Consider the following 17,054-nt stretch of genomic DNA (forward strand, 5'->3'; position numbering starts at 1 on the left):
TCGCCCGCTTTCGCGTGTCGTGCATAGCGTCTGACTGTGGGCACAATTGTCGTGGCTGTGGACACGGTGCAACGGATGGGGAGGCAGGAACGGCGGTGGCGGAACAGAGCACGGCTGCCGTCGACGTGGCAGACAACAGCGGCAAGCAGCCGCTGACCGCCAAGGCGGGCAAAGCCACGGCCGACGGGGCGGAGGCAGAGAAGAACGACCGGGGCCCCGCGCGTGACGCGCAGCGGTCCGAGCTGCACAGCGGTCACAAGCTCGCCAGAAGGTACCGCTTGGAGGAGTGCGTCACCCGTCTGGAGGGATTCAGCAGCTGGCGTGCGGTCGACGAGAAGCTGCGCCGGGCCGTCGGGGTCCACCTGCTGCCCGCCGACCACCCGCGGGCCCGCTCGGTGCTGGCCGCGGCCCGCTCGGCCGCCCTCCTCGGCGACCCGCGCTTCATCCAGGTCCTCGACGCCGTCGAGGAGAACGACCTGGTTTATGTCGTCCATGAGTGGCTGCCCGACGCCACCGAGCTCACCCCACTCCTCACCTCCGGCCCGCTGGAACCGCACGAGGCATACCAGCTCGTCAGCCAGGTCTCCCAGGCCATGGCCGCCGCCCACCGCGAAGGCCTCTCCCACCTGCGCCTCGGCCCGAGTTCCGTGCTGCGCACCGACACCGGCCAGTACCGCATCCGCGGCCTGGCCGTCATGGCCTCGCTCCGGGGCATCACCTCCGACCACCCCCAGCGCACCGACACCGAGGCCATCGGCGCGCTCCTGTATGCCGCGCTCACCCAGCGCTGGCCGTACGAGGGCAATGCCCATGGGCTGTCCGGGCTGCCCAAGGGCGTCGGCCTCATCGCCCCCGACCAGGTCCGCGCCGGGGTGCATCGCGGCCTGTCCCAACTCGCGATGCGCGCGCTCGTCAACAACGGCGCCACCGCCTCACGGCAGGAACAGCCGTGCACCACCCCGGAAGAACTGGCCAAGGCGGTCGCCGCGATGCCGCGCATCCGGCCGCCGGAGTCCTCCTTCACCAGCACCCCGACCTATGGCCGCCCGAACTACCAGCAGGGTGCCTATGGGCCGAGGTCGGTGCAGCCCGCGCCCGTCTCCCCACCGCCCCCACTGCAGAGCCGTACCGGCACGGCCATCAAGTGGATCGTCTCCTCGCTGCTCATCGCCGCGCTGGGGCTGGGCAGTTGGCAGCTCGCGGACACTCTGCTGAAACACGGCGAGGAGGACAAGACCGATCACTCGCAGACCACGGGCGGTGACGACACGACGAAGAAGGCCGGAGCCAAGAAGATCTCCATCAAGGGGGCCAGGGAATACGCCCCTGACGGCAAACCACAGCACAGCGACGAGGTGAAGCTGACCTACGACGGGGACGGCAAGACTTTTTGGCGCTCCAAGTCATACACCGACCAGCTGGCCCCGGGTTCTTTCAAGGAAGGCTTCGGGATCGTCTACGACCTCGGGTCCAAGCGCCCCCTGTCGAGTGCGACGGTGCATCTGGTCTACGGCGGAGACCACACCACCCTGACGCTCTACGCGGCTGACGGCCTGTCGCCCTCCACGTCCGTCAAGGGGATGGAGAAGCTGGCAGCTCGCACGGTGAAGGGCACCAAGGCCGAGTTCACCCTGAAGAAACCGGCCCGGTACGTTCTGCTGTGGATCAGCGCCGTGCCCTACTCGGATACCGCCAACTACAGCGGCGCCGGCTACAAACAGGCCATCAACGAGGTGGAATTCCGCGGCTGACGGCATACCGGCGATCGATGGCCCTCTGCCCCTACCCAGCCAAACCCGTCCTCTCTAAGTTGGTCTTGGCATCAGGCCGTGCATGCGCGATAAGCGCTCTCGGGGACGGGGTGAGGGCAATCACCAGAGATGGAAGCAGCGACAGCGAGCTGCTCGCCCGTCATGTCGCCGGTGACCCCGATGCCTTCGGCGAGATCGTACGACGCCACCGCGACCGGCTCTGGGCCGTGGCGCTCCGTACCCTCGGGGACCGGGAGGAGGCCGCGGACGCCGTCCAGGACGCGTTGGTCTCCGCCTATCGGGCCGCCCACACCTTTCGCGGGCAGTCAGCCGTCACCACCTGGCTGCACCGCATCACCGTCAACGCCTGTCTGGACCGGGCCCGCAAGGCCGCCGCACGACGCACCGCACCGCTCGCCGAGACCGAGCGGCTCGAGCAACTCCTCGAGCCCCATGAGTCCGCGGCCGAACCCGCGGAGCGCGACGACCTGCACCGTGAACTGCTCCAAGCACTGGCCACATTGCCCCCTGATCAGCGAGCCGCGCTCGTTCTCGTCGATATGCAGGGCTATCCGGTGGCCGAGGCGGCCGCCGTGCTGGACGTCCCCGTCGGCACCGTGAAGAGCCGCTGCGCAAGAGGCCGGGCCCGGCTGTTGCCGATGCTCACCCATCTGCGGCCCGGTGGCAGGGGTAGCCCTCCCGCCGACAGGGAAAGGAACCGGTCGCAGGGGACGTCCGTCCCACCACCGGCAGCACAGAGCGACGCGGATCCAGTGAAGGGCGGAGGTGGGCGAGCGTGACCTCGACGACCGGCGCGGACGGGCACCCGGAGGTCGCGGAGATCTCCGCATTCACCGAAGGTGTCCTCTCTCCTGCTCGGACCACCGATCTGCGGGAGCACCTGGCCGCCTGTGAACTCTGCGAGGACGTGCACAGCTCGCTGAACGAGATCCGTGGCGCACTCGGCACGCTTCCCGGGCCCATGCGGATGCCCGCAGACATCGCGGGGAGAATCGACGCCGCGCTCGCAGCCGAAGCACTCCTCGACGCGACTGCCCCGAGCGTCGTTTCACGTGAAACGACGGCAAGCACGCCCGGCACTGTTTCACGTGAAACGGCCCCGGCCGGCACCAAGCGCGTTTCACGTGAAACCATTGACCGCCCCGCAGGCCGTCCGCATGCACCCACCGGCCCCGGGCGCCGCAGCCGACCCGCCCTCCGGCATTGGCCCATGACACTGCTCGGCGCCGCCTGCGCTGCCGCCGTCATCGGTGTGGGCGCCCTGTTCCTGCAGTCCGACGGGGACGGCACCCAAGCACAAGGGGTAACACCGAACGCATCAACGCCCCGGACCTTTCCCGTCGGCGATCTCAGCGCTCGGGTCCACGATCTCCTCAGGTCCCGCAAGTCCACCGAGACACGAGGCTTGGGCGTCCAGGACTCCTCCGAAACCCTGCGTGACTCCGGCACCACCGTCCCGGTCTGTGTGCGTCAGGGCATCGGACGCCCGGACCCGTTCCTCGCCACACATGCGGAGAAGTATTCCGGCAAGGACGCTTATCTCGTCATCCTTCCGCACCCCGACGACGAGTCGCTCGTCGATGTCTTTGTCGTCGATTCCACCTGCGCTTCCCTCTCGCCACCGAGGCCGGGAAAGATCCTGGTGAACCGGACGATGGCGCGTTCCTGAGCCGTTGCCACCGCCGCTGTCGTGCTCCTGAGGGAATGCTCGCCCCGTAGGATCCGTTGGGTGGGGTGAGACCCCGCAAGGAACCCCAGCCAGCAGTCGGCAGAGAAGGAAGACACCCGTGAGCGACGTCCGCAACGTGATCATCATCGGCTCCGGGCCCGCGGGCTACACCGCTGCGCTCTACACCGCCCGCGCCTCCCTGAAGCCGCTGGTTTTCGAGGGTTCCGTGACCGCCGGCGGTGCGCTGATGAACACCACCGACGTGGAGAACTTCCCCGGCTTCCGGGACGGCATCATGGGCCCCGACCTCATGGACAACATGCGGGCCCAGGCCGAGCGCTTCGGCGCCGAGCTGATCCCGGACGACATCGTCGCCGTCGACCTCAGCGACGAGATCAAGACGGTCACGGACTCCGCCGGCACCGTCCACCGCGCCAAGGCAGTGATCGTGACCACCGGCTCCCAGCACCGCAAGCTGGGCCTGCCGCGCGAGGACGAGCTCTCCGGCCGCGGTGTCTCCTGGTGTGCCACCTGCGACGGGTTCTTCTTCAAGGACCAGGACATCGCCGTCATCGGCGGTGGCGACACCGCGATGGAAGAGGCCACCTTCCTGTCGAGGTTCGCCAAGTCCGTCACCGTGGTCCACCGCCGCGACACCCTGCGCGCGAGCAAGGCCATGCAGGAGCGTGCCTTCGCCGACCCGAAGATCTCCTTTGTGTGGGACAGCGAGGTCGCCGAGATCCACGGTGACAACAAGCTCTCCGGCCTTACCCTGCGCAATGTCAAGACCGGTGAGACCTCCGCCCTGCCCGTGACGGGCCTGTTCATCGCCATCGGCCACGACCCGCGCACCGAGCTGTTCAAGGGCCAGCTGGAGCTGGACGACGAGGGCTATCTCAAGGTCGACGCCCCCTCGACCCGCACCAACCTCACCGGTGTGTTCGCCGCCGGTGACGTCGTGGACCACACCTACCGCCAGGCGATCACCGCCGCCGGTACCGGCTGCTCCGCCGCGCTGGACGCGGAGCGCTTTCTCGCGGCCCTCGCCGATGGTGCGAACCGCCGTGAGCCCGAGCTGACCGCCTGACCATCCGCCCCACCCCCCCTACAGAGAAACCCAAGGAGACCCCCCATGGCTCTCAAGGCCGTGACCGACGCATCCTTCGACGAGGACGTCCTGAAGAGCGACAAGCCCGTACTGGTGGACTTCTGGGCCGAGTGGTGCGGCCCCTGCCGCCAGATCGCGCCCTCGCTCGAAGCCATCGCCGCCGAGCACGGCGACAAGCTCGAGATCGTCAAGCTGAACATCGACCAGAACCCGACCACCGCCGCCAAGTACAGTGTGATGTCGATTCCGACGATGAACGTCTACCAGGGCGGCGAGGTCGTCAAGACCATCGTCGGCGCCAAGCCCAAGGCCGCCCTCGAGCGCGACTTGGACGCCTTCATCAGCGAGTGAGCAGACGGCGTTTCACGTGAAACGGGCCCGCCCTTCCATCGAGGGGCGGGCCCGTTGTCACAACGGCCTCAGGGCCGGTTCCTTTTGCACCGCCCCCAGCAGCCGGTCCAACGCCAGCTCGACGTCCTCCTTCCAGGAGAGCGCCGACCGCAACTCCAGCCGCAGCCGCGGATATCGAGGATGGGGCCGTACGGTTTTAAAGCCCACCGCCAGCAGATGGTCGGCGGGCAGCACACACGCCGGTTCCTTCCAGCGCGCATCGCCAAAGGCCTCGATCGCCTTGAAACCCCGCCGCAGCACATCCTTCGCGACGGTCTGCACCATCACCCGGCCCAGCCCCTGCCCCTGATAGCGCGGCATCAGCCAGGCGGTCGTCAACTGCACGGCATCCGCCGCAACAGGGCTGGTGGGAAAGGCCGTTGAACGAGGCACATAGGCCGGTGGGGCATAAAGCACAAAGCCGACCGGCACCTCATCGATATACACCACACGACCGCAGGAGCCCCACTCCAGCAGCACGGCCGAGATCCAAGCTTCCTTCTCCAGCTCCGGACGCCCGGCCCTCAGCGCCGCTTCGCCGCTGACGGGGTCCAGCTCCCAGAAGACACAGGCGCGGCAGCGCTTGGGGAGGTCCGGGAGATTGTCCAGCGTGAGCGGTACGAGCCGACGCCCCATGGAGCCAGTTCCTCACTTCCATCACGTGCCACGCCCCGGGTGGCACTCAGCACGCTGCACTCCCGGAGCAGGCTGCCGACGAACCCGCCGACCGCCCCCAGGCCCAAGCCCGTCGCCACCAGTCCGGTCCGGCTCACCGTTCGCATGGCCTCGCCCCTCCGCGAACCGCATCGATGTGTCCCAGTGGTTGTGCCATACCTCAACGCATCGTATCCGCACGTCGATTGAGTCGATAGTCAGCCAAGGCAAAGGGGCGGGTCGCGTTCCACGCCAATGTTCCACGTGAAACACGACCCGCCCCGAAGCGATCGCCAGGCAGCCCTTATTCGGCCGAGTCCTCATCGGAGAGCTTGTGGTCCAGCACTCCGCCTTCGCCCGGAGCGAGCGTGCTCAGAATCCGCTCCAGATCCTCGATCGAGGCGAACTCGACGACGATCTTGCCCTTCTTCTGACCGAGGTCCACCTTCACCCTGGTCTCAAAGCGGTCCGACAACCGCGAGGCCAAACCGGTCAGCGCCGGCGAGACCCGGGTTCCGGCTCGGGGTCCCTTGACCTTCGCGGGGCCATTCGACCGGGAGCCCATCAGATGCACGATCTCCTCGACCGACCGCACCGAGAGCCCTTCGGCCACAATGCGCCGGGCGAGCTTGTCCTGTTCCTCCGAGTCGTCGACCGGCAGCAACGCCCGGCCGTGCCCTGCGGACAGTACCCCCGAGGCAAGCCGCTTTTGCACGGCCGGGGTCAGCTTCAGCAGCCGCAGCATATTGGAGACTTGCGGGCGTGATCGTCCGATCCGGTCGGCCAGCTCGTCATGTGTGCAGTTGAAATCCTTGAGCAACTGGTCGTAGGCCGCGGCCTCTTCAAGAGGATTCAGCTGGGCGCGGTGCAGGTTCTCCAGCAGTGCGTCAAGGAGCAGCTTCTCGTCATCGGTTGCCCGGACGATGGCGGGGATCGTCTCCAGCCCGGCCTGCCGGCAAGCTCGCCAGCGGCGCTCGCCCATGATGAGCTCATAGCGCTCCGGCGCTGACTGCCGGACGACCACCGGCTGCAGGAGGCCCACCTCTCGGATGGAGGTCACCAGCTCATCGAGGGCCTCGTCGTCGAATACCACACGGGGCTGGCGCGGGTTGGGCGTGATGGAGTCGAGCGGAAGCTCGGCGAAATGCGCTCCCGCCACCATCTCCACGGTCGCTTCCGGCGCAGTTTCATGTGAAACACCGCCATGCGAAACACCGCCATGCGAAGAACCGTCGCGTGAAACGCCATCACCCGAAACGGCCTCATCCGCTGCGGCGACATCACCGACGACCAGCGTGGCCATCTGCACCGCGGCCCCTCGGTCCGCCGTCAGCACCGGTACCGCGGCGGGGGACGTCGCCCCGGGCCCCACCGCCGGTGCACCACCGTCCGACCCCTTCGGCGCCGCCGGGATCAGCGCACCGAGCCCACGGCCCAGTCCTCTACGTCGCTCACTCACTGCAGCCCCTCCGACATGCTGTGCTGGTCTTGCTGTTGCTGACGGCCCACGGTATGGGCCCTGCCGCCGTCGTCATGCATGCCGAGCCCCCGAAGGGCCATCTCACGGGCCGCCTCCAGATACGACAGCGCGCCGCTGGAGCCCGGGTCGTAGGTGAGAACCGTCTGGCCGTAGCTGGGCGCCTCGGAGATGCGTACGGAGCGCGGGATGCTGGTCCGGAGCACCTCCTGGCCGAAGTGGCTGCGCACCTCGTCGGCCACCTGCGAAGCCAGCCTGGTCCGTCCGTCGTACATGGTCAGCAGGATCGTCGACACATGCAGCTTGGGGTTGAGGTGTCCTCGCACCAGCTCGACATTGCGCAGCAGCTGTCCCAGGCCTTCCAGCGCGTAGTACTCGCACTGGATGGGGATCAGCACCTCCACTCCGGCGACCAGCGCATTGACCGTCAACAGGCCGAGCGAGGGCGGGCAGTCGATGAGGATGTAGTCCAGCGGCTGTTCATAGGCCTTGATCGCCCGGTCCAGCCGACTCTCCCGGGCCACCAGTGAGACGAGTTCGATCTCGGCGCCCGCCAGATCGATGGTGGCGGGCGCACAGAAGAGGCCCTCCACATCCCGTACCGGCTGGACCACTTCGGACAGCTTCTTCTGGTCCACCAGGACGTCATAGATGGACGGCACCTCGGCGTGGTGATCGATTCCCAGTGCCGTGGAGGCATTGCCCTGCGGATCGAGATCGACCACCAGCACCCGGTTGCCGTGCAGTGCCAGCGAGGCCGCCAGATTCACGGTGGTCGTGGTCTTGCCGACCCCGCCCTTCTGGTTGGCGACCACCATCACCCGGGTGTGGTCCGGTCTGGGCATCGGGGGCGGCGTTTCACGTGAAACCACCTCCCCAGCCGCCCTGGGGGCGGGATTGGGCACCGGTTCGGAGTCGGCGGGGCGGGGGCCGGGGACCGGATCGGCCATCGGCCCCGCGATATTGGCGTCGGACCGCAAGGATTCACTCTCCTCGACATCAGGCTCGCGATGAGCAGAGCCTGCCATGCTTTCGGGGCCGTGAACCAGCGAGGCCCGCTCTCCTGTGGATGAATCCACTTCTCCTGTGGATGAACCCTCGGTGGGTGAACCCACGCGCGCGGCGGCCGCGCGACCACGACTGATGATTCCCTGGAGCAAAGAGCGATGTTTCACGTGGAACACGATGAGCGTGACGCAAGGCCGCCCCGTCACGACACTCCGCTATGTGTAGTTTTGACAGCTTGTATGGAGCAATGTCAGCGCCGACGGCGGGCCCGGCCGACTCGGGCGGCCTTCGCCCGCTTGGCGGCGAAGCGCACCCCACCGGGGCTCTCCCCGACCTCGACCCGCACCAGGGTGGACGGCGGGTCGACCACGCCCGCGCCGACCTGGAGCACCGAGGTCCGCACCACCCCGAGCTTGCTCAACGCGGCCCGCGCGCCCTTGAGTTCCTCCTCGGCCGTATCCCCCTTGAGGGCCAGCATCTCGCCGTAGGGACGCAGCAGCGGCACCCCCCAGCCTGCCAGCCGGTCCAGCGGTGCCACGGCCCGTGCCGTCACCACATGCACCGGCGGCACCTTGCCCAGCATCTCCTCGGCCCGGCCACGGACCACCGTGACATGGTCCAGGCCGAGCAGCTCCACGACCTCCGAGAGGAACGTCGTACGGCGGAGCAGCGGCTCCAGCAGCGTGATCTGGAGATCGGAACGGACCAGCGCCAGCGGGATGCCAGGCAGCCCCGCCCCCGAGCCCACATCGCACACCGAAACGCTCTGGGGTACGGCCTCGGAGAGCACCGCGCAGTTCAGCAGATGCCGCTCCCACAGCCGGGGGACCTCTCGGGGGCCGATCAGTCCGCGCTTGACGCCCACGTCGGCGAGCAACTCCGCATAGCGAACGGCATCCGGAAAGCGGTCACCGAAAACCGCCCGTGCCTCCGGGGGCGCCGGGGGTAGCTCCGCTGCCTCTTCCACGGTGAACCGTCCTTCCGTACAAGGTTGTCTGTGCGAGTCCACACCACAGAGTCTGACTATCAGGCTGACAAGGATCGGCCCCGTCTGCGAGCAGACGGGGCCGTGGCTACCTGGAAGGGCGCTCGGGTCAGGCCGGCAGCACGACCACGCGGCGCTGCGGCTCCTCGCCCTCGGACTCGCTGCTCAGGCCCGCCGCCGCCACCGCGTCATGGACGACCTTGCGCTCAAAGGGAGTCATCGGGTCGAGCTTGACCGGCTGGCCGGTGCTCCTGGCTTCCTCGACGGCCTTGGCACCCAGCCTGGCGAGCTCCTCGCGCTTGCGGGCTCGGAAGCCGGCGATGTCGAGCATCAGGCGGCTGCGGTCACCGGTCTCCCGGTTCACCGCGAGCCGGGTCAGCTCCTGGAGCGCCTCCAGCACCTCGCCGTCACGGCCCACCAGCTTCTGCAGATCACGGCTGGTGGAGTCGCTGATGATCGAGACCGAGGCACGGTCGGCCTCGACATCCATGTCGATGTCGCCGTCGAGGTCGGCGATGTCGAGCAGACCCTCGAGGTAGTCGGCCGCGATCTCGCCTTCCTGCTCCAGGCGGGACAGGGTGTCGGTGCCCTCGGCGGCGATCGCACTGGTCTCGTGCTGGGTGTCCGTCACGGTGGACTCCTCCTTACTTCTTGGACGACGGGTGCTTGGGCCGCTGCGGGCCGCCCTTGCGCTGCCCGGACTTGCCGCCACGGCCCGAAGAACCGCCGCCCTGCTTGGGCTTGGCGTCCTCGGGCTGCTCGGTCTTGGCAGCGGAGGATGCCCTGGTACGGGCCTGGGGCTGGTCGGAGGGACCGCCGGTCTGCCGCTTCGCCTTCGTCTGCCGCTTGGGCTGCTGGCGGGCGGCGCGCGCTGCCTCGGCAGCCTCCTTGGCCTCGACCTCCGCCGGGTCTTCCTTGAGCTTGCCACTGGCCCGCAGACGCTCCTGGCGCTGGGTGTAGGCGAGGCTGCCCGGAGTGGGGTTGCGGCGGATGACGTACATCTGCTGACCCATCGTCCACACGTTGGTGGTCAGCCAGTACACAAGAACACCGACGGGGAAGTTGATGCCGAAGACGGCGAACATGACCGGGAAGACGTACATCAGCATCTTCTGCTGCTGCATGAACGGCGTCTTCACCGTGAGGTCGACGTTCTTCGTCATCAGCTGACGCTGCGTGTAGAACTGCGACAGCGACATCAGGACGATCATGACGACCGTGACGATCCGCACGTCGGTCACGGTGGAGCCAAGGCGCTCGATCTTGGTCGCGCTGTCCAGGAACTTGACGGACAGCGGGGCACCGAAGATATGCGCCTTCTGCGCGCTCGCCAGCAGGTCCTTGTCGATGAACGCGACCGTCTTGTTCTGCGCGATGTGGTTCAGGACCTGGTACAGCGAGAGGAAGAAGGGCGACTGGGCGATGATCGGGAGACAGCTCGAGAGCGGGTTGGTCCCCGTCTCCTTGTAGAGCTTCATCATCTCTTCGGACTGACGCTGCCGGTCGCTCTTGTAGCGCTCCTGGATCGCCTTCATCTTCGGCTGGAGCGCCTGCATGTTCCGCGTCGCTTTGATCTGCTTGACAAAGAGCGGGATCAGGCAGATACGGATCAGGACCACCAGCGAGACGATGGACAGACCCCACGCCCAGCCACTGTTCTTGTCGAAGATCAAGCTGAAGAACGAGTGGAACTGGACGATGATCCAGGAAACTACGTAATAGAGAGGACCGAGGATCGTGTCCACGAATCAGGCTCCTTGGGCGTTGGGCTGAGTCTCGGGCTGTGCGGTGGGCCCTGTGGCGGGGTGTCCACCCAGTCGGCTCCTCAGCCGCTGGTGCCAGACCGGACGCTTCCGGGGAGGTACGTGGTCGACGCCACCGAGCGACCACGGGTTACAGCGCAGGATGCGCCAGGCCGTCAGCGCCGTTCCTTTGAGCGCGCCATGCACCTTGATGGCCGTGTAGCCATAGTGCGAGCACGACGGGTAGTACTTGCAGACCGGGCCCAGCAGGGGGCTGATGGTCCACTGGTACAGCTTGATCAACCACAGCAGCGGATACTTCACCGTGCGTTCCCTCCCGGGTGCCGACCGGGATTCCGGACGTCACCCTCCGGGGGATTGCAGCTTCGCGGCGGCGCTCCTCCCAACAGCCGCTGCAGCGCGGTGTCGAGATCGCGGGCCAGTTGGCCGTGGTCCGCCTCGCCCGCGCCCGGCAGGGCACGGACGACCACCAGGCTACCGGCGGGCAGCAGATCCAGCCGGTCACGCAGGAGGTGGCGCAGCCTGCGCTTGACCAGATTGCGGACCACGGCACCGCCGACGGCCTTGCTCACGACGAAACCCGCACGCACCGGAGGAGCACTCTCCCCAGGTGTGTGCGGGTCCGTTGTACCGCTGCGTAGGTGGACGACGAGGAGCGGGCGCCCGGCCCTGCGTCCTCGGCGAACCGCGGTCGCGAAGTCCTCGCGCCGCCTCAGCCGAGACTCGGTAGGCAGCACATCAGGACCTTGGTGTCCGGCCTGGTCAGGCCGACAGGCGGGCGCGACCCTTGCCACGGCGGGACGCGAGGATCGCGCGGCCGGCACGGGTACGCATACGCAGCCGGAAGCCGTGGGTCTTCGCGCGGCGGCGGTTGTTCGGCTGGAAGGTGCGCTTGCTCACTCGGGGGCTCCAGAAATGAATCGTGTGATGGCGGGACATCGCCTGGCTGTCACCGTGCGCCCACGAGGAGGCTCGCAATACGCAAGTGCACCGCTTCACGATCACACTCCTGGGAGTGCGACCCTTGCCCATCGGAGGCAGGCGGCAGCAGCCATCGACAACTCGACCTGGTCACGGTACGCGCGGTTACGCCATCCGGTCAAACCGGGAGCGCACCAGGGAACACCGTAGCTCCCCGGGTGCCCGTCCGTGGTGTGCCGGGCCCGGGCGCGGTGGGGTGGCGGGCGCATGGCACAGTTGTGCACACCCTGTGGACAACGACTTGAACCGCGCCCCGCGGCCTGACTACCGTGGCGGAACTCCGAATCCTTCCCGCCCGTCCCGAGAACCACACCTTTGTGGGACCTGGGGGCGTCCCAAGCTGACCGAGAGAGCGTGCCTTGTGGCTGACCTGCCTGCCGATCTTGCCGCAGTGTGGCCGCGCGTGCTCGAGCAGCTCCTGGGCGAGGGCCGAGGCCAGGGCGGCCCGGGCGGCCAGAGCGGCCAGAGCGTCGAAAGCAAGGACGAGCACTGGATCAAGCGGTGCCAGCCGCTCGCCCTGGTCGCCGACACCGCGCTGCTCGCGGTGCCGAACGAGTTCGCCAAGGGCGTCCTCGAGGGCCGGCTGGCCCCGATCGTCAGCGAGACCCTCAGCCGCGAGTGCGGCCGGCCGATCCGGATCGCGATCACCGTCGACAACTCCGCCGGCGAGCCGCCCGCCCCCCGGCAGCCCGCGCACGACGAGCGGGTGCAGCGCTTCGAGGCCCCCCCGGCGGGCGGTCCGGGGCGCGACGCGTACGACGGCTATGACGGCCGCGAGGGCTACGGCCGGCAGTCTGCCGCCGATGACCTGCCGGCCGTGCGTCCCGCCTACCCCGACTACCAGCAGCCCCGCGCCGACTCCGGTTCCTGGCCGCGCCGCCCGGGTCCGTCCCCGGTGGACCGGGGCGACTACGGCTGGCAGCAGCCGCGCCTGGGCGGCTTCCCGGAGGGGGAGCGCGACCCGTACGCCTCGCAGCACGGCGCGTCCGGGTACGAGCAGCAGCCGGACTACCGGTCCGCGGCTCCGTCGTCCGGGCCGGCTCCATCGTCCGGGCCGTATGCGCAGCAGCGACGCGAGCTGCCCGAGCCCCCCGTGCGCCGCACCGGCCAGGCCGAGGGGCCGGGAGCCGAGCGGCCGGGCCCGGGCGGCGGAAGCGGTGACCGGCCGACGGGCGCCACCGGGCCCGGCGAGCCGACGGCCCGGCTGAACCCGAAGTACCTCTTCGACACCTTTGTCATCGGCGCCTCCAACCGGTTCGCCCATGCGGCGGCGGTGGCGGTGGCCGAGGCACCGGCCAAGGCGTACAACCCCCTGTTCATCTACGGGGAGTCGGGGCTCGGCAAGACCCATCTGCTGCATGCCATCGGGCACTACGCGCGCAACCTCTATCCGGGCACCCGGGTGCGCTATGTGAGCTCCGAGGAGTTCACCAACGAGTTCATCAACTCCATCCGCGACGGCAAGGCGGACGCGTTCCGCAAGCGCTACCGCGACATGGACATCCTGCTGGTCGACGACATCCAGTTCCTCGCGAGCAAGGAGTCCACGCAAGAGGAGTTCTTCCACACCTTCAACACCCTGCACAACGCCAACAAGCAGATCGTGCTGTCCTCGGACCGGCCGCCCAAGCAGCTGGTGACCCTGGAGGACCGGCTCCGCAATCGCTTCGAATGGGGCCTGATCACGGATGTGCAGCCGCCGGAGCTGGAGACGCGGATCGCGATCCTCCGCAAGAAGGCGGTGCAGGAGCAGCTCAACGCCCCGCCGGAGGTGCTGGAGTTCATCGCTTCCCGGATCTCGCGCAACATCCGCGAGCTGGAGGGCGCGCTGATCCGGGTCACGGCCTTCGCCAGCCTCAACCGGCAGCCGGTGGACCTCGGCCTCACCGAGATCGTCCTCAAGGACCTGATCCCGGGCGGCGAGGACGCCTCACCGGAGATCACGGCTCCCGCGATCATGGCCGCGACCGCCGACTACTTCGGGCACACGGTGGAGGACCTGTGCGGGGCCTCGCGCAGCCGGGTGCTGGTGACGGCCCGGCAGATCGCCATGTACCTCTGCCGGGAGCTCACCGACCTCTCGCTGCCGAAGATCGGCGCGCAGTTCGGCGGCCGCGACCACACCACCGTGATGCACGCGGACCGCAAGATCCGGGCGCTGATGGCCGAGCGGCGGTCCATCTACAACCAGGTGACGGAGCTGACCAACCGCATCAAGAACGGCTGACACACGCACGAGAACGCTCCGAAGGGCGCCTCGGGACGGTTCCCGAGGCGCCCTTCAACGTCTCCGACCGGGGCGGCCGGGATCGGCCGGGGGTCCGGGGGTTGCCCCCGGGAAGGCACCGCCCGAGGCGCCCTTCGGCGTTCCGCGGCCGGGTGGGGAGCGGACGGCCTGTTCGAATACGGGTCCCCGGACACCGGTTCTCCACAGAATCCGCCCGGAACCACCGTCCACACCCTGGGGACCGGGAAGTTATCCAGATGATGTCCACAGCGCAGCCTGTTGATAGGCCATCAGGGGAGGTCAGGGGGGTGTGGATTTGTGGCAAACGGAAATCCACAGCTTGTGGATGACCGGCTCGCCCACGGCGGGCCCGCCGGTTGTCCACCGGCAACCCACAGGAAGATTGCTGTTGTGCACAGCCTTTCCACATCGCCATCCACTGTTCGGCAAGGAAACGCCCGGGATCACCGCGCCGAGTGAAAGGCGTCACACCAGGTTGCCGGGTTGCCCTGTGGGGAACGCGGGTAAAACTGGGGACGGCCCTGGGGAGAAGTGGGCCTCGCCTGTGCACCGCCTGTGCAGAACTTTCCGTTCTCCACAGCGCACCCCGTTTTTCCACCGTCGCCGCCCACAGGGCCGGTGGACAAAAAAGTGGGCTTGACCTGGGAAAAGGAAGTTTTCCACGGTTTCCACAGGCCCTACTACTACGACCACAGAGGTCAAGCGGAGAACTCGTTTCGAAGTGGGCCCTGTGCACAACTCGGCCTCGGGCCGCCACACGCCACCCGGGCCGACTTGACCCCGAGCAGCGCCGACTGTCAGCGGTGTGCGTCAGACTGGTCTCCGGCAACTGAGCCGACGACGAAGCCAGCAAGGCGAGCCAGCAACAAGCAGGAGGCGGTTCCGGTGAAGATCCGGGTGGAGCGCGATGTACTCGCGGAGGCAGTGGCCTGGGCGGCCCGCAGCCTCCCGGCCCGTCCGCCGGTGCCCGTCCTCGCGGGCCTGCTGCTGAAGGCGGAGGAGGGCGCCCTGAGCCTCTCCGGCTTCGACTACGAGGTGTCGGCCCGCGTCTCCGTCGAGGCGGATGTGGAGGAGGACGGCACCGTCCTGGTCTCCGGCCGCCTCCTCGCCGACATCTGCCGCTCGCTTCCCAACAGGCCTGTGGAGATCTCCACCGACGGAGTGCGGGCCACCGTCGTCTGCGGCTCCTCGCGATTCACACTCCACACCCTGCCTGTGGAGGAATACCCGGCGCTGCCCCAGATGCCGACCGCCACGGGCACCGTCCCGGCCGAGGTCTTCGCCTCCGCCGCCGCCCAGGTCGCCATCGCAGCCGGCCGTGACGACACGCTCCCGGTGCTCACCGGTGTGCGGATCGAGATCGAGGGCGACACCGTCACCCTGGCCTCCACCGACCGCTACCGCTTCGCCGTCCGCGACTTCATGTGGAAGCCCGAGACCCCGGACGTCTCCGCGGTCGCCCTGGTGCCCGCCAAGACCCTGCTGGACACCGCCAAGTCGCTCAGCAGCGGTGACACCGTGTCGCTGGCGCTCTCCGGCTCCGGCGCGGGCGAGGGCCTGATCGGTTTCGAGGGCGCCGGGCGGCGCACCACCACCCGGCTGCTCGAGGGCGACCTGCCCAAGTACCGCACGCTCTTCCCCACCGAGTTCAACTCGGTCGCCGTGATCGAGACCGCGCCGTTCGTCGAGGCCGTCAAGCGGGTGGCCCTGGTCGCCGAGCGCAACACCCCGGTGCGGCTCAGCTTCGAGCAGGGCGTGCTGATCCTGGAGGCCGGTTCCAGCGATGACGCACAGGCTGTGGAAAGGGTCGACGCCAAGCTCGAGGGCGACGACATCTCCATCGCCTTCAACCCGGGTTTCCTGCTGGAGGGCCTCTCCGCGATCGACTCCCCGGTCGCCCAGCTCTCCTTCACCACCTCCACCAAGCCCGCACTGCTCAGCGGCAAGCCGGCCGTCGACGCGGAGGCGGACGAGGCGTACAAGTACCTGATCATGCCCGTGCGGCTGTCGGGCTGAGGCCGGAGCGTTTGAGCGCTCCGTCCCGACAGGTGTGCACAGACCCTCGGGCGTAGGCTCGGGACGGGGCACAAACCGCAACGACTACGGCATAGAGGATCACTGATGGAGCTCGGTCTCGTCGGTCTCGGCAAGATGGGCGGCAATATGCGCGAGCGCATCCGCCGCGCAGGCCACACCGTCATCGGATACGACCGCAACCCGGATCTGGCGGATGTCCACAGCCTCAAGGAGCTGGTGGATTCCCTCCAGGGCCCACGGGTGGTGTGGATCATGGTCCCGGCCGGGGCCGCGACCCAGTCGACCATCGACGAGCTCGCCGAGCTGCTCTCCCCCGGAGACATCGTCGTCGACGGCGGCAACTCCCGCTGGACCGACGACGAGAAGCACGCCGAGGAGCTCGCCGCCAAGGGCATCGGCTTCGTCGACTGCGGTGTCTCCGGCGGCGTCTGGGGCCTGGAGAACGGCTATGCGCTGATGTACGGCGGCGACGCCGAGCATGTCGCCCGGGTCCAGCCGGTCTTCGACGCGCTCAAGCCCGAGGGCGACTTCGGCTCCGTGCACGCGGGCAAGGTCGGCGCGGGCCACTTCGCCAAGATGGTCCACAACGGCATCGAGTACGCCATGATGCAGGCCTACGCCGAGGGCTGGGAGCTGCTGGAGAAGGTCCACTCGGTCACCGATGTCCGCGAGGTCTTCCGCTCCTGGCAGGAGGGCACCGTCATCCGCTCCTGGCTGCTCGACCTGGCCGTCAACGCCCTCGACCAGGACGAGCACCTGGACAAGCTGCGCGGCTACGCCGCCGACTCCGGCGAGGGGCGCTGGACGGTCGAGGCCGCCATCGACAACGCCGTGCCGCTGCCCGCGATCACCGCGTCGCTCTTCGCCCGCTTCGCGTCCCGCCAGGACGACTCGCCGCAGATGAAGATGATCGCCGCGCTGCGCAACCAGTTCGGCGGTCACGCGGTCGAGAGCAAGTAACC

General features: G+C 68.3%; 16 protein-coding genes and 1 pseudogene. 8 read left to right on the forward strand and 9 right to left on the reverse strand.

Going from position 1 to position 17,054, the window contains the following annotated elements:
- Positions 1–95: 95 nt before the first annotated feature.
- The 5 genes from ABCR83_RS03665 to trxA all read left to right on the forward strand — a co-directional run bounded on the left by ABCR83_RS03665 (position 96) and on the right by trxA (position 4,900).
- Positions 96–1,751, forward strand: a complete 1,656-nt coding sequence (locus tag ABCR83_RS03665) for a protein kinase family protein (RefSeq protein ID WP_462693274.1) — start codon at positions 96–98, stop codon at positions 1,749–1,751.
- A gap of 110 nt (positions 1,752–1,861) precedes the next feature.
- On the forward strand, positions 1,862–2,551 hold the full coding sequence (gene sigM / locus ABCR83_RS03670) for an RNA polymerase sigma factor SigM (RefSeq protein WP_462693276.1): 690 nt from the start codon (positions 1,862–1,864) through the stop codon (positions 2,549–2,551).
- A complete protein-coding gene (locus ABCR83_RS03675; protein ID WP_462693278.1) occupies positions 2,548–3,441 on the forward strand; it encodes an anti-sigma factor in 894 nt (297 codons plus the stop codon). The genes sigM and ABCR83_RS03675 overlap by 4 nt, the downstream gene beginning before the upstream one ends.
- A gap of 118 nt (positions 3,442–3,559) precedes the next feature.
- Complete coding sequence (gene trxB, locus ABCR83_RS03680) at positions 3,560–4,528, forward strand: thioredoxin-disulfide reductase (RefSeq protein ID WP_462693280.1); 969 nt, start codon at positions 3,560–3,562, stop codon at positions 4,526–4,528.
- Positions 4,529–4,573: 45 nt separating this feature from the next.
- Positions 4,574–4,900 (forward strand): thioredoxin, encoded by a 327-nt coding sequence (gene trxA, locus ABCR83_RS03685; RefSeq protein WP_462693282.1) that lies wholly within the window; start codon positions 4,574–4,576, stop codon positions 4,898–4,900.
- A 57-nt stretch (positions 4,901–4,957) separates the two neighbouring features.
- On the opposite strand, the gene ABCR83_RS03690 is transcribed toward trxA, so the two are convergent.
- The 9 genes and pseudogenes from ABCR83_RS03690 to rpmH form a co-directional block, all read right to left on the reverse strand.
- Positions 4,958–5,575: a GNAT family N-acetyltransferase gene (locus ABCR83_RS03690; RefSeq protein WP_462693284.1), complete on the reverse strand. Its 618-nt coding sequence runs from the start codon at positions 5,573–5,575 to the stop codon at positions 4,958–4,960.
- Between the two features lie 322 nt (positions 5,576–5,897).
- Positions 5,898–7,052 carry a ParB/RepB/Spo0J family partition protein gene (locus ABCR83_RS03695; RefSeq protein ID WP_462693286.1) on the reverse strand — a complete coding sequence of 385 codons (1,155 nt, stop codon included), beginning with the start codon at positions 7,050–7,052 and terminating at the stop codon, positions 5,898–5,900.
- Positions 7,049–8,098, reverse strand: a complete 1,050-nt coding sequence (locus ABCR83_RS03700; RefSeq protein WP_462693288.1) for a ParA family protein — start codon at positions 8,096–8,098, stop codon at positions 7,049–7,051. Before ABCR83_RS03700 ends, ABCR83_RS03695 begins: the two co-directional genes overlap by 4 nt.
- Positions 8,099–8,328: 230 nt before the next feature.
- On the reverse strand, positions 8,329–9,045 hold the full coding sequence (gene rsmG, locus ABCR83_RS03705; protein ID WP_462693290.1) for a 16S rRNA (guanine(527)-N(7))-methyltransferase RsmG: 717 nt from the start codon (positions 9,043–9,045) through the stop codon (positions 8,329–8,331).
- Positions 9,046–9,172: 127 nt separating this feature from the next.
- Positions 9,173–9,694: a Jag family protein gene (locus ABCR83_RS03710; RefSeq protein ID WP_462693292.1), complete on the reverse strand. Its 522-nt coding sequence runs from the start codon at positions 9,692–9,694 to the stop codon at positions 9,173–9,175.
- 13 nt (positions 9,695–9,707) lie between these two features.
- Positions 9,708–10,808, reverse strand: a complete 1,101-nt coding sequence (gene yidC / locus ABCR83_RS03715) for a membrane protein insertase YidC (RefSeq protein WP_462693294.1) — start codon at positions 10,806–10,808, stop codon at positions 9,708–9,710.
- 3 nt (positions 10,809–10,811) lie between these two features.
- On the reverse strand, positions 10,812–11,129 hold the full coding sequence (gene yidD / locus ABCR83_RS03720) for a membrane protein insertion efficiency factor YidD (RefSeq protein WP_462693296.1): 318 nt from the start codon (positions 11,127–11,129) through the stop codon (positions 10,812–10,814).
- Between the two features lie 74 nt (positions 11,130–11,203).
- A pseudogene (gene rnpA, locus ABCR83_RS03725) lies at positions 11,204–11,563 on the reverse strand (ribonuclease P protein component); the annotation flags it as partial.
- A 25-nt stretch (positions 11,564–11,588) separates the two neighbouring features.
- Positions 11,589–11,726, reverse strand: a complete 138-nt coding sequence (rpmH, locus tag ABCR83_RS03730; RefSeq protein ID WP_003949374.1) for a 50S ribosomal protein L34 — start codon at positions 11,724–11,726, stop codon at positions 11,589–11,591.
- A 442-nt stretch (positions 11,727–12,168) separates the two neighbouring features.
- On the opposite strand from rpmH, the gene dnaA reads away from it, so the two are divergent.
- The 3 genes from dnaA (at position 12,169) to gnd (ending at position 17,052) form a co-directional block, all read left to right on the forward strand.
- Positions 12,169–14,034, forward strand: coding sequence for a chromosomal replication initiator protein DnaA (dnaA, locus tag ABCR83_RS03735; protein WP_462693298.1), 1,866 nt, complete (start codon positions 12,169–12,171; stop codon positions 14,032–14,034).
- Positions 14,035–14,940: 906 nt separating this feature from the next.
- Entirely contained in the window at positions 14,941–16,071 is a 1,131-nt protein-coding gene (gene dnaN / locus ABCR83_RS03740) for a DNA polymerase III subunit beta (RefSeq protein ID WP_462693300.1), read from the forward strand.
- Between the two features lie 105 nt (positions 16,072–16,176).
- Entirely contained in the window at positions 16,177–17,052 is an 876-nt protein-coding gene (gene gnd, locus ABCR83_RS03745; RefSeq protein WP_462693302.1) for a phosphogluconate dehydrogenase (NAD(+)-dependent, decarboxylating), read from the forward strand.
- Positions 17,053–17,054 lie beyond the last annotated feature (2 nt).

The organism is Streptomyces xingningensis (genome assembly GCF_054957865.1).

What these genes read in the sequence shown, in the direction of transcription:
- ABCR83_RS03690 (WP_462693284.1), bottom strand. Translation starts at nt 5,575, where the DNA reads ATGGGGCGTCGGCTCGTACCGCTCACGCTGGACAATCTCCCGGACCTC.
- ABCR83_RS03700 (WP_462693288.1), bottom strand. Translation starts at nt 8,098, where the DNA reads ATGGCAGGCTCTGCTCATCGCGAGCCTGATGTCGAGGAGAGTGAATCC.
- trxA (WP_462693282.1), top strand. Translation starts at nt 4,574, where the DNA reads ATGGCTCTCAAGGCCGTGACCGACGCATCCTTCGACGAGGACGTCCTG.
- gnd (WP_462693302.1), top strand. Translation starts at nt 16,177, where the DNA reads ATGGAGCTCGGTCTCGTCGGTCTCGGCAAGATGGGCGGCAATATGCGC.